Genomic DNA, 17,977 nt, shown 5'->3' with positions numbered 1-17,977 from the left:
CCGATGGATCCCGTAATGGTGCCGTCGGACGAAGTCAAAACCGAAACGGCGATATCAACTGGAATAATGCTCCCGTCTTTGCGGATGATGTGGGTATCGATGCGGTGCTGAGACCCTTTTTGCCGGACGTTCAACGAGCGGATTTTTTTCCATTCCTCATCCGGATACAAATCTTTGACCGGCTTCAAATTGAGATCCTCTCTGGTCATGCCCAGCATGTTTTCGGCAAATCTGTTCCATGCGATGATGCGTTCCTGATCATCCGTCATGGTGATGGCCACGGCCGAGTTTTCGAAGATGCTGCGGTACAGCTGCTCTTTTTTCGCGAGTTCCTCGTTTGCATTTTCCAGGGCTTTCTGGATTTTTTCGCGCGCGGTGATTTCCTCATGCAGTTGGGAATTGAGCCGCCTGAGAATGAGCCTTGATTGGTTGATGGTGTAGACATATCCCGCCAGAAGCACGGTCAATAAAATCCCGACGCCCAGAACGATCCAAGGAGCGAAGCTCGTATACTGCTGCAAGTACATCAGGGGAGGATAACAACGGATCACCCACTCACGTTCCGAGAAGGTGATGACCTCCTCATAGCTGAGGGTTTCGGTTGCGCTCAACTCCTTTTCCGACAATGAGCCTCGGACAGACGGGGCGTCTCTCGGCGGCTGGAAATAAACCAAATCGAGATCGCCCGTCGGCTTTTTTTCGTAAACGTAAACATTGACGTCACCGCGCGCGTCGAGATAGTTGAACGCGGTTTGCACGAGCCTGGGAAGGACCAAAACCACCGTTACATAGCCCTGGACTTCTTGTTCCTTTTTTTCGGAACTTGCCTGCTCGGTTTGCTTTTTAAAAATCGGCTCGGCGAGAATTACGCCAACCTCACCCTTGGCAAAGCGGCGGAAAAGCCTAGTTGCTGCCGTGGCGACATTGGTATTCAGCCGCCCTGCTTTGAAAAAGGCTTCTCGCCAGTCGGCCTGGAAACCGTAGTCAAGCCCCAGGATATCGCTGTTTTTTTCGAAAGGCTCTGCGTAATCGATGGGAAAACTCACCTCTTGTTCGGGGGGCACGGCCTGTCTATTTCCGGCATCATTGACTATCCATAAATCGTAGGAGGGAAAACCTTCGGCGCGCACGCGATTTACGAAATCAGGCCGCCCGGCCGCGGTCACCAGCGGCACCCATTCGAAGGCCTGGACGCTGGGACGGTTCTGGATGATGGCCATCGCAAATTCCCGGAATTCCTGGCGGTCTACTTCCTTGGAGCCGTCAAAAAAAGCCCGCATGGCCTGAACCGCGCGAATTCCCCCTTCGATTTCGCGCCGGATGGCCGCAGCCCGGTTGGCGGAATCGTTTTTGAAGTTAACGCTGAGATCGTGCTGGTATCTCTGCATCATCATGGTAAAGACAGTTACCGAAACAAACATGCCCAACACCAAAAGGATTGCCGCCCAGAACCAGCCGCGCTCCCCTTTCCATGTCCAAAAAATCATCCCGCCGGAAAGGAAGATAAAGGTGCCGGCGGTAGGGATGGCCATGCGTGTGTAAGAAGCCCATCCGTACGCGGCTTCAAGCTTGAAGGAATAGCCGATGAGAACAACGGCCGCGAGGAACAGGACCGGAACGCAAAGAAAGGTGATGCCGATGATCGAGGGCTTTTGGTTTTTGCTGCGGGAAATTAGGACGAAGGCTGCGGACAAGAAAAGAAAACAAACTGCCGTGATTGGAGACATGCGTCCGGGATAAAAAACATAAGTTGTAATATGCGGTTTAAGAAATATCTGGTCTATTCCTAAATTTTTTCCGACCCCATACTCGAGGACCGTTAACCCCGAAATCAGAAGCAACAAAAGCCCCAATGGAAACGCCAGATGCGGGCGCCCGGCACCGGTGGCACTTAAGGCCATGCCGCTTATCAAAAAGCAAAGAGCCGTATTGTACTGCATGGCCGGCGACGAGGGAAAAATCTGGAGCCATCCGGTCAGACGAAAATGCCAGCCGAGCATCACCGCCAACCCAATGAAAGAAACCCATATCCCGGTCAATACAGCATCGTAGGACGGGAGTTTTTTTTCCGATGTCATGAGGATAAAACCTTGTCATGTTCGAGTATCGCCTGCGCCGCGAAGGCGGCAGCGATCCGGTGAGCCAGGGGGCTGGGATGGGCGTCCAGAGGCGAAAGCGTCAAATCTTTCGCGGCATAGCCTCTGAAAGCCGGCGCGCTGTCCAACCACAGCATACCCTTATCACGGCAGAAATCCCGCACAATTTGAGTGATTTTTGAGAAGGGGTCGTCGGGCAGGAACATCAGATCCGGCGAATGATGGACCAGCAGCACGATGCCGTTCTCTCGGCATTGCCGGTTGATTTCGAGCAGGTATTTCTGCGTCGCCTGCCAGCCCACAAAGTCCGGAGCGTAAGCCTCATGGAGCAAGTGTCCCATGGGCGAATTCCGGCACACGATTCCCTTTTTCTGGAAATACAACCGGGTGCGGGGAATCAGGTAACGCATCAAAACTGAATAACGCTCCGCCTGGATCTCGGCAAGTCGCAGCCTTTCGGCAAACCGCCCCCGCGGCCGTCCCTGCCACTTTTCTGCGGGCACGTCCTTGAACTCCGGATAGCCGCCGTAAACGTCATCCAGAGAATAATCATAAAAAATCAGCGTGGGCTTGGTTTCTTTTTTCATCATGCGTTCGAACGTCAGCCAGTTCCGGTACGTGTTGAATCCCCATGACATGCCGTCGATCACCTTGACCTTTTTGCCGGGCATCGCGGCCCGCAAAAATTCTTCGAGGATCGTGGAAAAAATCTGGTCATGCCGGACACCCAGGCCCGCCAGCATGGAATCCCCGAGAAGAAGGACGCGCACGTCTTCGTCCGCGGAAAAATCCCGGTCTTCCTTCAGCAGTTTTCCGGATTCGGGCTTCAGCACTTCCACCTGGGTCAAATGCAGGCGCTCCGCGATGCGGACGTAAACTTCCCCGGCCGCGAGACAAAGCGCCAGAATCAAAATTCCTTTAAGGATTTTCACGTCCGCCTCAAAATTGATAATAAATGAAAAGCCTGCCGCTGTGCTCTCCGAACAAAAGGATGGAAAATGCCATCAGCGAATAAACTATCCAGCGGAAAGCGGCCGGCCATGAAAAAAGAACCCAGAAATTATTTTTCCATTTTTGGAACGCTTCGACCATGAGCAGCAGCGCGACATAAAAGAGAAGGCTGGCCGCCAGAGACAGATGGCCGGGCTCGAAGCGGAACCGGAAAAATAGAGCCTCGAACATCCGGCCCATCTGGGCAAGGCTTTCGCTGCGCGCGATCAGCCAGCCCGCGCACACGCCAAAATGGAAATGCAGGAGCATCTTGGCCAGGCTGAGCGGAAGAGGATCGGCTTTCGAGGCCGTGCTTTTTTTCGAAATCCGGAGGCTCCAAAGCGTGTAGACGACGATGGAGGCCGCCGCAAAAAGGCCCCACAAAAAATAATTCCATCCGAGGCCGTGCCAGAATGCGCCCAGGAGCATGACGATCAGGGTGCTGCGGTAGGCCACGAAATAATTTTTATGCTCGACCCCGAACGTCAGAGGGATATACACATAGTCCCGCAGCCAGGAGTAAAGGCTGATGTGCCACCGTCTCCAGAACTCGACGGGATTTTTCGAAAAATACGGCAGGTCAAAATTGACCCCCAGCTCGAACCCAAGGCATTTCCCGAGCCCCCGCGCGATGTTCGAATACCCCGCGAAATCGCAATAAAGTTGGAACGCGAAAGCGTAAACCATGAGGAGCACGGTCACGCCGTTGTAGGGCCCCGGCGACGCGAAGAAAGGCACGACAAGGCGGGCCAGATTGTCGGCGATAAACGTTTTCTGGAAAGCGCCCCAGAAAAAAAGAAACGCTCCCTGCCGCAGGTTTTCCCGGGTCACGCCCCGGGGATTTGTGATTTGAGGAAGAAGCGCCCAGGCGCGTCCGATAGGGCCGGCCAGAAGCTGCGGGAAAAACGCGGTGAAAAGCGCGAAATCCAGAAATCGGCCGGCGGGTTTTGCCCGACGCCAGTAGATATCAAGGGTATAGCTGAGCATCTGGAACGTATAAAAAGACAGCCCCACGGGAAGGACGATGTCGTAGAAAACAGGATTGGCGGAAAAACCCAGGTGATGGAACGCGAGCTTCAGCCGGTAGGCAAAGAAATCCGCGTACTTGAAATAAGCGAGCACTCCCAATCCGCCCGCCAGGCTCAGCCGCAGGAAAAATTTTCTTTCCGCGGGATCCTCTGAGGCGCCGATCCGGCCGCCGCAATAATATTGAAACACGGTCAGGGCCATGAGCAGAGGAGGAAACCGCGGGTCCCAGGCTGCATAAAACAGGTAGCTGGCCGCGAGCAGAAGCAGGTTTTGGGCAGGCTGTTTCAGGCAGCGGTACAAGAAAAAGACCGCCGCGAAAAAACCCAGGAAGAGAAGCGAAACAAAGCTTATTCCCTGCCCTTTCGCCGCAAACGTGAAGAAATCCACGGACCCCTCGCTTTAAATGATCTCGATGGCAAATTTGCACGGGCGCCGGAACGGCCAACGGCGGTCGCTGCACACGTACGCATTCAAGGAAGAAAACGAGCGGCTAAAACCGCTCTCCTGCCAGATCGAATCGGAGACGATTCCCATATAGCCTCGGATGACCTGCCGCACGCCTCTGCGCCTCAGGCCGTTCATCATCTCGGCGATGGCGGCTTTTTTTTCCGCATCGTTTAGCGCATCGACGCTCACCGTGGTCACGACGGCCGTCTTCACGGCGCGCGGCCCCGAGACCATGTTGGCGATGTAACCATGGAAGATTCCCGCGACTTTCCGTCTTTTTTTGGCAACGAACGTGAAGTGGTGCTTCCCAGAAAGACGGGGATAAAAATGGCGCGCGCTCCAGGCCTCGGAAAAGTCTTTGGCCTTAATGGCATTGACCAGCCGCAGGCAGGCGGCCCTTTCTTTTTTGGCCACCGTGGCGCTCACAAAAAACTCCGGGAGCACGGGCTCGGAAGCCAGGTCATCCAGATCAAGACGCCGGACAAAGTACGGAAATGTCCTGATGATTTTGAAATAACGGTAGCGGTGGGAAAGGTAAGCGCCGAGGATGCTGTTGTTCGAGATCTTGCTGTCGACGAAACCCAGTGAGAATTTGTAGCCGGCATTGCCGCGGTGAGCGGCGATGTATTCGAGCATGTGCAGATGCGGGAGCAGGCGTTCGCGGCCCTTCTTGACCGTCATCAGCGTGTTCAACGCGACCCGGACTTTCCGGCCCGATTTCATGCGGACTTTTTTTCCCAAGGTCAGAAGAAACCCCAAGAGCTCTTTTCCACGGTAACAGCCCAGAGTCCACCGGCGGTCGACTTGCGGTGACTGGACCAGATACCTGAGCTGCTGCTTTGAAAAATGCAGGTACGACGTGTGTTCGCGTTCCCACGACGGCGCCAGCATGCGCGCAAGGGCGCCGTATTCTCCTCCAAAGCTGCGGACTTCGATTTTGGCTGCCATGATCAGATCACATATTCTTCCGGCAGTTTGTGGCTCAAAAAGTGGAGCGGGCTTGCTGAATACGCGTAGGCCCCGGAATTGTAGATGCCAAGAACGTCCCCGGGTTCCGCCCGCGCCAGGCGCACGTCGCGGCCCAGGAGGTCCAGCGGGGTGCAGAGCGGCCCCACCACGGTTACGGTTTCCAGGCCCGCGCCTTTTCCCAGGACTTTCATTTTGTAGTTTTTCCGGAAAAAATTGCCGAGCTGCCCCGAAGCCGCGAGATGATGGTTCATCCCCCCATCCACGACCAAAAAAATTTTCCCCCGGGACAATTTGCGATAAAGGATCCGCGCCGTGTAAAGCCCGCTTTCCGCGGCCAGGTACCTGCCGGACTCCACAAAAAAACGCGCGCGCGGAAAAATTTCGTCCGTCCGGGCGGAACGCATGAGGGCTTTCAGGCCGCGGCCGAATTCTCCCGCATCCAGAGGCTTGTCGCCTTCGAAATAAGGCACGCCGAAGCCGCCGCCGAGGTTGATGATCTCGAGCGGCCGTCCGTGCAGCCGCTGGGCTTTTTCCGCGATTTTCAGGACTTCCTTCATGCCTTCGAGGATGCTCTTGTGGCCCGGCATTTGCGAGCCCGTGTAAACGTGGATGCCGCGAAACGAGAGATGATCGAGTTTGCCGAGAAGTTTGAAAACTTGTGGCAAGATTTCCTCGTCGACGCCGAAAGGTTTGGCGCCTCCTCCCATTTTCATGCCCGGGACCGACGCTTCACGGAGAGGATTGACGCGCACGCCCACGCGGGCTTTTTTCCGAAGGCTGCCGGCGATCCGAGAGATCCGGACAAATTCTTCGAGCGACTCCGCGTGAATGACACCAACGCCCGCGCGGATCGCCTCGCGCAGTTCTTCAGATGTTTTGCCCGGGCCCACGAAGCTGAGGGCCGCAGCCGGAATGCCGCCCCGGCGCGCCGTCGCAAGCTCGCCGGATGAGGCAATGTCGGCGCCCGCTCCCAGCTTTCCGATAAAACGCACGAGCTCCGGATTCGGATTGGCCTTCAGGGCATATAAAATTCCAAATCCGGACGGAAGGTTCGAGGCCAGCAGGCGGTATTTCCGGGCTACGACGCTTCGGTCGTAAAAAAAGGCCGGCGTGCGCGCCCCCTTTTTCAGGAGCCGCAAAACCTTTTTCGCGCTGGGTTCAAAAGAGGTCATAACTCGATGAATTCTTCTTTCAACAAATCGAAAAGAATCCTGTTTTTGTAGACGCCATTGATTTTGTGGCTGCGCCGCTGGATGCCGACGCGCGTAAAATTATTTCTTTCGATGATACGGACCGACGCGGCATTGGTTTCCACGGCCCAGGCATAGACCGACCGCAGCCCGTGCCTGAAAAACATCTTCCGCAGGAAAAGGTTCCCCGCCTTCGCGGCAATCCCCCGTCCGCGAAACTTTTTGTCGCCCAGCACAAGGATGATGTTGGCATTTTTATTCTTCCGGTCGACGGCCAGGGCGCTGGCGCAGCCGATGGGCGTGCGGCCTTCGTAGATGGTATAAACCACGCTGTCGTTTTTCCGGATCCACGCGGCATGAAAAGCGATGTTGTAATCCAGCTCGCAGAACGGCGTTCCCAGCCATTGCCTGTTTTTCGGATTCCGGAACCATTTCTGATAATTCGGAAAATCTTTGAGCGCCGCGCGCGCCAGGCGGATTTTCATGAGACCTTCCCGGCGGCGAGAAGCGCCCGGTTGATTTTGCCGTGAGCCGTCAGCGGCAGCTTGTCCAGAATCCGGATTTCGGAAGGCACCATGTACGACGGCATGGCCCGGCGGCAATAAGCGAGCAGGTCTTCAGGTTTCAGGGATGCGCCGCTTTTCAGGACGGCGGCCACGCGGATGCGGTGCCCCAGACGTTCGTCGGGAATACCCGAAGCCGCGGCCGAACGGATCTGAGGATGCCGGTGCAGGATCGCCTCGATCTCGTCGGGACTGACGCGGTAGCCGGAGCATTTGAGCATCTGGTCTTTTCTCCCAATAAAATAAAGGAAGCCGTCTTTGTCTTTTTTGACGAAATCCCCGGAATAGCAGACCGGGTCGTCGTAATCATTGTGCAGCGGGTTCTGTTTTATCTTGGCGGCCGTGGCTTCCGGATTTTTCCAGTAGCCCCGCGACACAAGAGGCCCCGCCTGGACCAGCTCGCCGGTTTGGCCCGGCCCGCATTCTTTCCCGTTCGCGTCGAGCACGTAGATCCGCGCGTTCGGAACCGCCTTGCCGATGGATTCCGGCCTGCGGTCGAGTTCCTCGGGCTCGAGGTAGGCGGCCCGGAACGCCTCCGTAAATCCGTACATGGAAAAAATCTTCACGCGCGGCAGGGCCTTGCGCAGCTTCCGGAAATACTTCACGGGCAATTTGCCGCCCGAATTCGTAATGTAGCGCAAATGCCGGAGAGCGATTTTGTTGAGCGCCCGGCTTTCCGCCAGAGGGATCAGGATCGTGGGGATTCCGGCGATGCCGTCTACTTTTTCCCGGCGCGCGGTTTCGAGGAGATCTTCGGCGGAAATAAATTTTTTCAGGACGAGCGTGCCCGTCATTTTGAAAGCGGAGGTCAGCTGGAAAAGGCCGTAATCGAAACTGAGCGGCAGCACGCCCATCAGCACGTCGCCGGATTCGTTGCGCAGGTGCTTTGCGCCCGAATGCGCGGCAAGACAGACGTTGTGGTGGGTCAGCATCACGCCTTTCGGAAATCCGGTGGAGCCGGACGTGTAGATAATACTGGCAAGATCATTGCCGGTCAGGTCTTTGGGGAAAGGAATGTCCTTGGTCCGCTTGGCGCGAGAGCCGATCACAGTCCGGATTTTTCCGCCTTCCAGGGCCAGGACGAATTCCGGCTTGCGGCGCAGCGCCGGGGGAAGGTGGCCGTAGGTCAAAGGTCCCGTGACAAGGCAGCGCATTCCGGATTGGCCCATGATGTAGGCGACCTGATCCGGTTTCAGGGCGGAATTCAGGATCACGAAAACGCCGCCGGCTTTCGATACCGCGAAGACGGAAATGACTTCCTCCACGGATTTTTCCAGGTAGATGCCGACCCGGTCCCCTTTTTTGAGGCCGAGTTCGAGGAGGCGCCGGGCCAGGCCGTCGGCAGCCTTTTGCACGTCCAGGTAACGGAGCCGCTCTCTTCCGTGGATCAGCGCTGTTTTCCGGGGAAATTCCCGGCACGCTTGGTCGAGGAAATGGTGGACCAGATATTGCACCCTGCCTCCGCTATTTTTTCTTCTGCTTGCGCAAGACCAGCTTTTCGATCTGTTTCAGCGTGCTGAAATTTTCTTCCAGCAGGTCTTCCGGCTTGATCCGGATCTTGAATTCCTTTTCCAGGAACGTGACCAGTTTGATCACGGAAAAGGAATCAAAGACTCCGGCCTGGACAAGCGACGTGTTCTCACGGACCGTGGCGGGAAAACGGAATTCCGGGTCCTTTTTGAAAAATTTTTTAACTTTGAAGATGACGGGGCTTTCGCTCATGCTTTTTCCTAAGACAGCCGATGAAGTTGGGTTAAATCTTCCTGAAATTATCGGTTTTTTCTCGCTCCGTCTAAACCTCGTTTCCGGAGCCTTCGGAGGGACATTAGAAGCTTACCCGATGCCGGGAGATTGGGGAGGGCGTATTCTCTTGTGGATGATTTCCATCAGGGTTTCGGTCTTGAACGGCTTCTGAATGTAGTCGTCGCAGCCTTCGTAACGGGCGTCCTCCTCCCAGGAACCGCTGAGCGCGGTCAGCATCACGACCGGGGTGCGGTCTTTTTGGGAAATTCCCGACGAAGCTTCGTGCTGCCGTATGCCGTCGAGCGCGCCGAGCCCATCCAGGCCGGGCATAATGAGGTCGAGGAGGATCAAATCGTAAGGACTGGCTTCCTTGAGGGCGCGTTGATAAAACGCCAGGGCCTCCTGCCCGTTTTCGGCGGTATCCACGCGGTAACCGGAATTCTCCAGCCTGACAACAAGGCTCCGCCGGATATTCGGCTCGTCGTCAACAACCAGGATTCTCTGCCTGACGTCCATGAGGTTCGTCTCTCCGGCCGGCCGGACCCCAGCCGCCGGCCGAAACCCTTTGGAAGGCCTGGAGTCCTTTGTCCCAGCCATATAAATGGTACTTGGCCGCTTCCCTCTTTACGACCGAAATAATGAGGTAATAAACCCCGGCATGAAGAGGTTCCCGGTCCAGGACAGCCAGGGCTTCGTCCTCCGGGGAAAAAAGAGGCTCGGCCTCGACGTGGGAATGATAGATGATGCGGATTACTTCATTTCTTTCCCGGCATGTTTTCTGGATCGCCAGAAGAAAGCGCGGATCCATGAAGTACGCGGTCTCGGCAGTCCTCGAAAAGCCGCGGGGATCCTGCGCGTGCATGCGGTCCTGGATGTTCGGGCAGGGCTCGATCCGCGAAAGCGCCGCGGGATCGGCCTTCGATCCCAAGATCAGGCCGCAGCATTCATGAGGATAGTCACGTTCGGCATGCTCTTTGAGATTCTGAAGGAAAGCATCCGGAATGCGGATCATGGTCCCCTCTCCGGGGTTGTCGCAATGCGGGAAGTGTTTGCGGATCAGTCTTCGTGAGTGACGCCGGCAATACCAGAAAGCTTGAGCTCGACGAGGACGTAAGGGCTTTGTTTCTCCGCGCCTTTGCGGGAAGTGCGGATGAAAATATTCAGCGTGGAATTTCCTTCAAACCAGGCCGGGTCCACGGTCAGAGATGTCTGGGCGCTGTCCAGAGAAGCGAGGATCTTTCCCTTTTTTCCCACATTGCGGAGGATGTCGAAATGATAGACGCTTGCGTCCGCGGAAACGAAGCCCGCGTCCACGGCAAGGTCCTTGAAGCTCAAAGTCCCACCCGCATATTCGAAGTCGTCCAGCGGATTGGCTTGTTCATACCAGTAGCGGGCCATGATGTCGCGGCGCTCGGAAAGGATGCGGGCAATATAGTCGGCATCTTCCGGCCGCGTATATTTGCCGGCCTTGACGACCGTCTTGATGTCGTCGTCGGAAAAAGACTTGATGATCTTCGCCGCCCAAAAACCGTCGGCCCGCGTCACGTCCTTGAAAGCGTAATACGGCAATTGCGTTTTCATTCGGGCCGGATCGAAATAGCGATTGTCGAAATAGCCGATCGCCGGAGAGTCGGACACCTTTTCTCCCGCCTCGCGCCATCTTTTCTGCCACGGTTTTTCCCACAGGCCCAGCGTGACAAAGGCCTTGGCGGTTTCGCCATAGTCGATCATATGCTCGTGCAGGAACATAGGCGCCTTGGGGCCGGTGTTGTGCCCGCCGAGCGCGGCGCTGAAATCGATCAGATAATGCCTGACGACCTGCTTGCCGTTTTCGTCCGTGATCAAATAATCCAGCGTGTTGCTGGCGCGCGTGTCGTAATTGCCCAGCCATGCGGCAAAAACACCGAGCGCACGCACGGGACGCAGGCGCTCATGGTCGATTTTATCGTCCGGATTGGCCTCGCGGCGGCCGTCGAAGAACCAATTGCCTTTTTTCTCGCCCTTCAAGAGCTTGCTCGCGGACGCGCGGTAATTTCCGTTTTCATCACGCGGGAGAAACAAAAGGAATTCTTCGAGTTTTTCGGCCGTAAAGGGTTTTTCGAAGCCGGTATCGTCCACGGTTTTCGCGTCCTCCGCGACTTTCAGTTGAGAAGGGTCGAATGTGAGGATCGTATACTGCGGGACATGGTACCCGATCGCGTGATAAAACCGGCTGCCGATGACTTCTGCGGACGTCATCAGTTCGAGATTGTCGAAGGAATCGAATTTGAGGAGATAGGCGTCGCCCTTGGCGTCGCGGACGAAAAGGCCGGGGCTCTGCCCCTGGCTTTTGCCTTGAAAAACCGTGAGCGCTCCGCTGGGGCCGTCCGTTTCCTTGTATCCGTTCTCCAGGGCTTCGGCGGAAAGCCTCTCGCGGCCGTGGCGGTTGACGAAAAATTCCGAATCCGGAACTTCGTCGTAGACGTTGACACCCAGCGCGCGGAGTTTCTTCTTGAACAGGAGGCGGTACATCCGGTCCAGACGCAGCAGGTTCGTGCCTTCATAATAAATCTGCTGGTCGAAGATGTCCCGGTAAAGGCCGGTCTGCTCTTTTTTCATTTCCTGCGCCTGGGCGCCGGGCAGAAAAAGGCAGAGGACGGAGGCCGCGAGGACCGCTCCGAACATCCCGTTTTTAGAACGGCGTGTGTGTCTTGACATAAAAATTCGTCCCTTCTTCGCCGTGCGCCATTTCGACGGAAAAGATATTGTGATTGGCCACGCTCAAGCGGAGGCCGAGGCCGTAGGATTCCCTGAAATCCTTGAGCTTCAACTGGCTGAACTCCCCGAAAACCTGGCCCTCGTCCCAGAAAAGGACCGAGTCCATGCGGAAGTCGCGGTATTCATAAATGGCATAGCGATATTCGAAATTGAAAAGGCCCAGGCCTCTGTCATAAAAACGGTTTTCGTCGAAGGCGCGCAGCGTCTGGCTCGTATCCGCATTCGAAAGCCCGTAGCCGCCGAGCTTGGCCATCTGATGGAACGGGACAGAGCCGCCGTTGATGCCGTCGTTATATTCGCCGTAGAAGCGAAGGACAAGCACCCGGCGCTCGGACCAGAGCCGGAAGTACTGGCTTAGTTCGGTTTCGTATTTCAGGTAGCGGGCGTCGGAGCTTCCCAGGCCTTCATGATAGCTGAGGCCCGCTCTTCTCAAACCGCCGCGCGTGGAAACGCCGCGATGATTGCGGCTGTCCTGCGCCAGGTTCAGGCCCATGTCGAGGAGTTCGTCGCCCGCGAGGCCGGGAATGCTGCCCGCGGGGAACTGGGTGTCGATGATGTTTTTTCCGCCGTCTTCGCCGTTGGTGATATTGACGTTGCGGTAACTGAAGAACGTGTCCGCGTGAATCGTGGGATCCGGATCATAATCCAGGCGCCCGCCGACGGTCGTGGTCTCCATTTTATAACTGGAGCCGTCGCCCGCGCTCGCGTGCGGGCCGATGCCGTAAAAATCTTCCTCGGGGCGGCGGTCATAAGAAAAGAATCCGACCGGGCCGATGCCCGTGCCGCCGAAGTCCTGCCAGCCCACTTCCGAGTCGACGCGGAAGAGTTCGCGGTGGCCCCAGTGAACCCCGCCTTTTGCGATGAGATCGGGGAACCGCGTTTTCTGATTGGTGAGCTGGACGAAATCAAAATCCACGCCCTGAGAATTCCAGGCTCCGATCTCGGGGTGGATGCCGTGGTTTTTCAGGGTGTCGAGACCGTAGCGGAGCTTGGTATCGATGTGGTGCTTTTCGGTGTAGACCAGGGCCTTGTCCGTGGGCCAGCGAATGAGATCAAAAGGATAAGCCAGGAACTCCGTCGCGACCTTCTTGGCCGTGGAAGTCCCCTCTTCGTCGCGGTAAATCGAGGCGTAGCGGTCGTAGGTGGCGGCAAAGGCCTGGGTACCTGCGACGGTCAGGATCAAACTGGTCAGTAATATTTTTTTCAAGGACATGCCCTAAGTTAAACGTGACTTCATATTTCGGCCGCGGACCGGCTTTCTTGACTTCCGGACCGGGGACGGAAAGTATATGAAATTTAACTCAAAAATCCAAGAACTTCCATTGCTTAAACGGAAAATAGCGGATTCTCGGAAGTTCCCTGGTATTCAGCCAGCTCCGGCCACCTTCCCGCAAGGTTCAGATCCACGGCGAGGAGGTGCCCCAGCAGCGAGAACCACGCATACGGGCTCCGAATAAAGTTTTTCAAAATGGCCCGCACCTCGTCGTCCTTGATCCGGACCTCGGGTTCCTGATCCAGGACCGCCTGCACCATCAGCAGGATGTCGGGCTCCAGCGTATTGGACAAAAGCTCGACGGCATGGCTCCTCGAAGCGTCCGGGCCCTGGTCTCTGATCTCCTGATGGGCCATGCGGATGGTTTCCTCCGGATAAAGCAGGCTCAGGCACTTGAAAACCCGCTCCACGTTCTCGTCCTGGATAGCCCTGAGCGTGATGTCGAGGGAGTCTTCCAGCGGCAGGCCTTCTTTATGCTTCCGGTAAAAGGCCCGGATTTTGAGGATCTGTTCGTGCACCGCGATTTCCCGCGCGATTTCATTCTTCACCAGAAAACGGCTGACCGTGATCTTAGGATTTTTTTTGCACAGCCGCAGGAGCGCCTTCATGATGATAAAGCGGATGCCGTGGTCTTCCGTGCCTCCGAAGGACTGCAGCAGAAGGTCCGCGGTTTGCTGCCGCGGCAGGTAGCCGAGGACGCGCACAGCCTGGCGCTTGGCCTCGGCGGAAAGGTTTGGATCGCGCAGCGCCTCCCCCGCCTGTAAAATAATTTTTTCTGCCTCCTGCTCGATACGGCTCTGAAGGCTGCCCGACGCAGAGGGCTCGGGCTCTTTGACAAAAAGGCCGCTCAGCAGTTCCGCGTCTTTTTTTTCTTCCTGTTCCTGGGGAAGGCCTTCCATGTCCGGAATCGGTTCGCGGGCCACGAGATGATCGACGATCTTGCGCGTTCTTTCCAGGTCCTGGGAAGATTTATCATACGCGTATTGCGCCGCGGCCGCGAGCTTGCGCGTGGCCGGCGACCGGCTGCTCAAAAAGGACCGGATCTGTTCGAAATTTTTTTCGCTGTGAAGGAAGCTCAAAACATCGGCGGCATTATAAGCCTCCACCGCGTTGTCGTATTTTTGGCGGTCGAGAAGATAGTCCTTCAAGCGCTGAGAATAGGCCTTCTTCATATTCCACGCAATCCAGCCCCAGAAAGGCATGATGAGAAGAAGCAGCATGCCGAGGCGCTCGTAAGACAGCCTCAAAAAATAAGTCCCTGCCAGAATATAAAGCCCGCCCAGCGTCTTGGCGCTCCGGAAGCCGAGCATGTCGATGATGGGTTTGACGCGGTGCCGGATGCGGCTTGGAAGCGGAAGATAGAGCGTTTCCTTGCTCGCGAGTTGGATGGAATAGTTGGCCGCGCCGTCGAAAATGCGGAGCGCCTGCGAAGTCGCGAGCAGCGGGTTAAAAAGGCTCAACACCGCGAAAAAGGTGAGCCCTCCGGGCAGGAGCCACAACGAAAATCCGACGCCTAGAATCCGGAGCGAAAGGCTGGTGATGAAAAACTGCATGAAAAAAGAAATGCAATTGAGCCAGGCCCAGAACGCGCCGAAGTAAGCGGTCCTTTCCTCTTTTCCGAGAACGGTGATCTCGACCACCTTGCTGAATTGGGCATCGACGATCGTGGAAGACATCTTGGCGATGATGACAACCGCGGCCAGCATCATCAGGTACGAAGATCCCGTCAGGATCTTCATGGTGGACTCTTTGGGTGCCACCGCGTCCGGGACTTCGTCCGGCGCCCTGGACTTGTCCACGAGCTGGATTTCGCGGTGCAGCAGCAGGACAAGGAAAATGCAGCCCACAAGGATGCCGGCCGCGACAAGAAGCAGGTTCTCGGTCCCGACGATGCGCACGGCCTGATTGGTAATCACGCCGCCAAGGATTCCGCCCAGCGAGCCGCCGCTCATGATGATGCCGAAAAGGCGTTTGGCCTCGGCGGGATTGAAGATGTCGTTGGCCAGCGTCCAGAAAATAGTCGTCATCACGATCGAAAACGACGCGACCCACACGTAGAAGAAGGCGGACATGTAGGCGATCTGTTTTCCGAGAAACATCCAGAAGACGAGCAGGTTGAAGATGATGAAGATGAGGACTCCGACATAGAGTGTCCTGCGGCTCACGCGTTTGGCCAGACGCGTGTAGGCCCAGACCACAAAGACCAGCCACACGCCTTCTCCTATATAAATGAAGGGCAGCTTCTCCGCGCCGAATTCTCCGATGAACAGCGAGCTGCGCACGGGCTTCAGGATGTAGACGAGCGAGATCGTGAGGAAAAAGTAGAGGAACATCAGGAAGGTCTTGCGACGCTCTCCCGGCCGAACGTTGGACAGAGGTATGAGGACCGACCGGAGCCTGCCCAGAAACGAAAAGTTCACCGGATTTCCTCCTCGACCATGAAGGCATCCATCAGCAGGCGGAATTCCGGTTCCTCGCCGTCGCGCCAAGTCACCGACAGCACGTCAAAAGAAACGCGCGCGTCTTCGCGGTTTTTTTCCTTCAGATAATATTGGGCAAGGCGGACGAGTTTTTTCTGCTTGGCGGCGTCCACGGCTTCTTCGGGGAGGCCGAGCCCGTGATGCCGGCGCGTCTTGATTTCCACGAATGCAAGCCGCCCGCCGCGCGCCGCGACCACGTCGATCTCGCCCAGCGGGCAGCGGTAATTTTTTTCGAGGAGGCGGTAGCCTTCGTTGACCAGGTACGCCCAGGCCACCATCTCGCCGCGCTCGCCGAGCGGCATGGAAAAAGGCTCGCGATTTTTAATCTCAAAAACTTTCAAGGGGGGTCTCGTCTTCTCCGGCGTATTCCACGGGGGCAAAGGAACGGCGATGGACCGGGCAAGGGCCCAGCGCGTCCAGGTTTCTCAAATGTTCGGGGGTGCCGTAGCCTTTGTGGCGGCTGAAATTGTAGCCCGGATAAAGCTTGTCGAGCGAAATCATCCACGCGTCGCGGAAAACCTTGGCCACGATGGAAGCCGCGGCAATGCTCGCCGACTTACAGTCGCCTTTGACAATGCATTTCTGGGTGAGAGGAACATCGAGGCGCAGGTATTTTCCGTCGATGAGGAGCATCGTGGGCGTGCGCGTGAGATTGAGGACCGCCCTTTTCATGGCCAGACGCGTGGCCTGGAAAATGTTGAGCCGGTCGATCTCTGCTTCGGAAGCGGTGCCGATGCCGGTGATGGCATGGCGGGCGATCTGGCGGAAAAGCGATTCCCTCTCGGGCGCGGGAACCTGCTTGCTGTCGTTCAGGCCCCGGAGGTCCCGGAAAAGTCCCTTCCGCTGGCCGGCTTCGAAAGCCGCTTTCAGGGAAAACGGTTTGAAACAGACCGCGGCCGCTACCACGGGGCCAGCCAAAGGCCCCCGCCCGGCTTCGTCCACGCCGGCGATGAGCTCGTCGCCCTGCCGCCTTTCGTTCCGGTCAAATTCATGCAGCTTTTTTGACATTTCCGCTCCCACGGAAATCTCGGGGTGCAAAGCCCGCCGGAAACGGGCTTCCGGCGGCCGCTGGAAAAGGACTACTTCTTCTTTCTGAGGTGGTAAAGCTTGGCGCGCCTTACCTTGGCTTTCGAGCTGACCGTGATCTTGTCGATCGTCGGGGAATAAAACGGGAAAATCTTTTCCACGATGTCCCCGTGCGTTTCCTTGACCACCGTAAAGCTGGCGTTCACGGATGCGCCGCGTTTACGGATGCAAACACCTTCGAAAACCTGAATACGGGACTTGTCGCCTTCCTTCACCTTGATGTGGATTTTCAGCGTGTCGCCCACATTGAATTCGGGAAGCTTCTTGTTGCCCATGGTCTGCTTGTTAAGAATCTCAACGCCTTTCATGCTCTTCTCCTTCATGGAATTCCTAAGCCCTCAAAGTAAATCGGGCCTTCTTTCCTTCGTCATTTTTCGGGCCTCGCGCTTGCGCCAGGCCTCGACTTCCTTATGATTTCCCGAAACAAGAATTTCGGGGACGTCCCACCCGCGGAAACTGCGCGGCCGCGTGTATTGCGGGTATTCCAAATGCCCGGAGTTGAAACTCTCGTCGTCCAGGGAACCGCTGTTTCCCAGGACCCCGGGCAAAAGCCGGACAACCGCCTCGATGATGCACAGCGCCGGCGCCTCGCCGCCCATGGTGACAAAATCCCCCACGGAAATTTCTTCATCCACCAGATGCTCGTGAATGCGGTAATCAAAGCCTTCGTAGTGCCCCGCCAGCAGAAGGAAATGGCCGATCGAGGCCAGCTCCGCCGCTTTTTTCTGCGTGAACCTTGCGCCCTGAGGCGCCAGCAGAATCACCCGCGCATCGCCCGCGATGTCCTCCAGGCACTCGAACACGGGCTCGGGCTTGATGACCATTCCCGCGCCGCCCCCGAAGGGCTTGTCGTCCACGGTCTTGTGGGCGTCATGCGTGTATTTCCTGAGATTGTGGATCCGGATGTCGACGAGCTTATTTTTCTGCGCCCGCTTGAGGATGGACTCCTCCAGAGGGCCTTTGAAAAAATTGGGGAACAGCGTGACAACGTCAATGCACAGTCCCATAAAACCGCTTACTTCTTGGCGGTCTTGCGGGCCTTGCGCTCGAAACGCTTGATCAGGCTCTTCACGGTAATCGAGATCTGGGCGCCTTTGGAAACCCAGTAATCCAGGCGCTCCTTCTTGATCACAATCAGTTCTTCTTTGCGAAGCGGATTGTAATAGCCGATCTCCTCGATGAAACGTCCATCCCGCGGCATTTTGATGTCGCTGACAACAATGCGCCACTGGTCGACGTTTTTCGTGCCGAACTTTTTGAGTCGAATGCGAACCAAGTTAAACCTCCTCGTTCAAAGATCAGCCCCGTTGAAACAGGGCCTTTATTCTTTCTCGCGGTGCACGCTGGCACCCAG

Annotated in this window: 18 protein-coding genes; all 18 read right to left on the bottom strand. The window is 56.5% G+C overall.

The genetic code is table 11. The annotated features are described in order from the left end of the window. A partial coding sequence (locus tag VL688_09555; GenBank protein HTL48286.1) for a CHASE domain-containing protein occupies positions 1–2,078 on the bottom strand: 2,078 nt, incomplete at its 3' end. Continuing rightward, on the bottom strand, positions 2,075–3,028 hold the full coding sequence (locus VL688_09550; GenBank protein ID HTL48285.1) for a hypothetical protein: 954 nt from the start codon (positions 3,026–3,028) through the stop codon (positions 2,075–2,077). The genes VL688_09555 and VL688_09550, both read right to left, overlap by 4 nt. 7 nt (positions 3,029–3,035) lie before the next feature. Then, positions 3,036–4,502, bottom strand: a complete 1,467-nt coding sequence (locus tag VL688_09545; protein HTL48284.1) for an MBOAT family O-acyltransferase — start codon at positions 4,500–4,502, stop codon at positions 3,036–3,038. Positions 4,503–4,514: 12 nt separating this feature from the next. Continuing rightward, positions 4,515–5,510, bottom strand: coding sequence for a hypothetical protein (locus VL688_09540; protein ID HTL48283.1), 996 nt, complete (start codon positions 5,508–5,510; stop codon positions 4,515–4,517). A 2-nt stretch (positions 5,511–5,512) separates the two neighbouring features. Further along, a complete protein-coding gene (locus tag VL688_09535) occupies positions 5,513–6,703 on the bottom strand; it encodes a pyridoxal-dependent decarboxylase, exosortase A system-associated (GenBank protein HTL48282.1) in 1,191 nt (396 codons plus the stop codon). After that, complete coding sequence (locus tag VL688_09530; protein ID HTL48281.1) at positions 6,700–7,206, bottom strand: GNAT family protein; 507 nt, start codon at positions 7,204–7,206, stop codon at positions 6,700–6,702. The genes VL688_09535 and VL688_09530 overlap by 4 nt, the downstream gene beginning before the upstream one ends. Next, positions 7,203–8,738 (bottom strand): AMP-binding protein, encoded by a 1,536-nt coding sequence (locus VL688_09525; GenBank protein HTL48280.1) that lies wholly within the window; start codon positions 8,736–8,738, stop codon positions 7,203–7,205. Before VL688_09525 ends, VL688_09530 begins: the two co-directional genes overlap by 4 nt. A gap of 10 nt (positions 8,739–8,748) precedes the next feature. Continuing rightward, positions 8,749–9,006 (bottom strand): acyl carrier protein, encoded by a 258-nt coding sequence (locus tag VL688_09520; GenBank protein ID HTL48279.1) that lies wholly within the window; start codon positions 9,004–9,006, stop codon positions 8,749–8,751. A 111-nt stretch (positions 9,007–9,117) separates the two neighbouring features. Further along, positions 9,118–9,543, bottom strand: coding sequence for a response regulator (locus tag VL688_09515; protein ID HTL48278.1), 426 nt, complete (start codon positions 9,541–9,543; stop codon positions 9,118–9,120). Next, positions 9,512–10,039: a M67 family metallopeptidase gene (locus VL688_09510; GenBank protein ID HTL48277.1), complete on the bottom strand. Its 528-nt coding sequence runs from the start codon at positions 10,037–10,039 to the stop codon at positions 9,512–9,514. Before VL688_09510 ends, VL688_09515 begins: the two co-directional genes overlap by 32 nt. A 44-nt stretch (positions 10,040–10,083) precedes the next feature. Continuing rightward, positions 10,084–11,724 carry a hypothetical protein gene (locus VL688_09505; GenBank protein HTL48276.1) on the bottom strand — a complete coding sequence of 547 codons (1,641 nt, stop codon included), beginning with the start codon at positions 11,722–11,724 and terminating at the stop codon, positions 10,084–10,086. Continuing rightward, entirely contained in the window at positions 11,699–12,991 is a 1,293-nt protein-coding gene (locus VL688_09500) for a BamA/TamA family outer membrane protein (GenBank protein ID HTL48275.1), read from the bottom strand. Before VL688_09500 ends, VL688_09505 begins: the two co-directional genes overlap by 26 nt. Before the next feature lie 119 nt (positions 12,992–13,110). Then, a complete protein-coding gene (locus VL688_09495) occupies positions 13,111–15,477 on the bottom strand; it encodes an Npt1/Npt2 family nucleotide transporter (GenBank protein HTL48274.1) in 2,367 nt (788 codons plus the stop codon). Then, positions 15,474–15,878, bottom strand: a complete 405-nt coding sequence (locus VL688_09490) for a YraN family protein (protein HTL48273.1) — start codon at positions 15,876–15,878, stop codon at positions 15,474–15,476. Before VL688_09490 ends, VL688_09495 begins: the two co-directional genes overlap by 4 nt. Continuing rightward, the gene (locus tag VL688_09485; protein HTL48272.1) at positions 15,865–16,545 is read right to left on the bottom strand and encodes a ribonuclease HII; all 681 of its coding nucleotides are present in this window, start codon (positions 16,543–16,545) and stop codon (positions 15,865–15,867) included. Before VL688_09485 ends, VL688_09490 begins: the two co-directional genes overlap by 14 nt. A 71-nt stretch (positions 16,546–16,616) precedes the next feature. After that, complete coding sequence (gene rplS, locus VL688_09480; protein ID HTL48271.1) at positions 16,617–16,931, bottom strand: 50S ribosomal protein L19; 315 nt, start codon at positions 16,929–16,931, stop codon at positions 16,617–16,619. Between the two features lie 30 nt (positions 16,932–16,961). After that, positions 16,962–17,630 carry a tRNA (guanosine(37)-N1)-methyltransferase TrmD gene (gene trmD, locus VL688_09475; protein ID HTL48270.1) on the bottom strand — a complete coding sequence of 223 codons (669 nt, stop codon included), beginning with the start codon at positions 17,628–17,630 and terminating at the stop codon, positions 16,962–16,964. Positions 17,631–17,638: 8 nt separating this feature from the next. After that, positions 17,639–17,899 (bottom strand): 30S ribosomal protein S16, encoded by a 261-nt coding sequence (gene rpsP / locus VL688_09470; GenBank protein HTL48269.1) that lies wholly within the window; start codon positions 17,897–17,899, stop codon positions 17,639–17,641. Positions 17,900–17,977: the final 78 nt, after the last annotated feature.

It is taken from the genome of Verrucomicrobiia bacterium, from assembly GCA_035495615.1.
Taxonomy (GTDB): domain Bacteria; phylum Omnitrophota; class Omnitrophia; order Omnitrophales; family Aquincolibacteriaceae; genus DATJFP01.
This window is presented reverse-complemented; position numbering and strand designations above follow the sequence as displayed.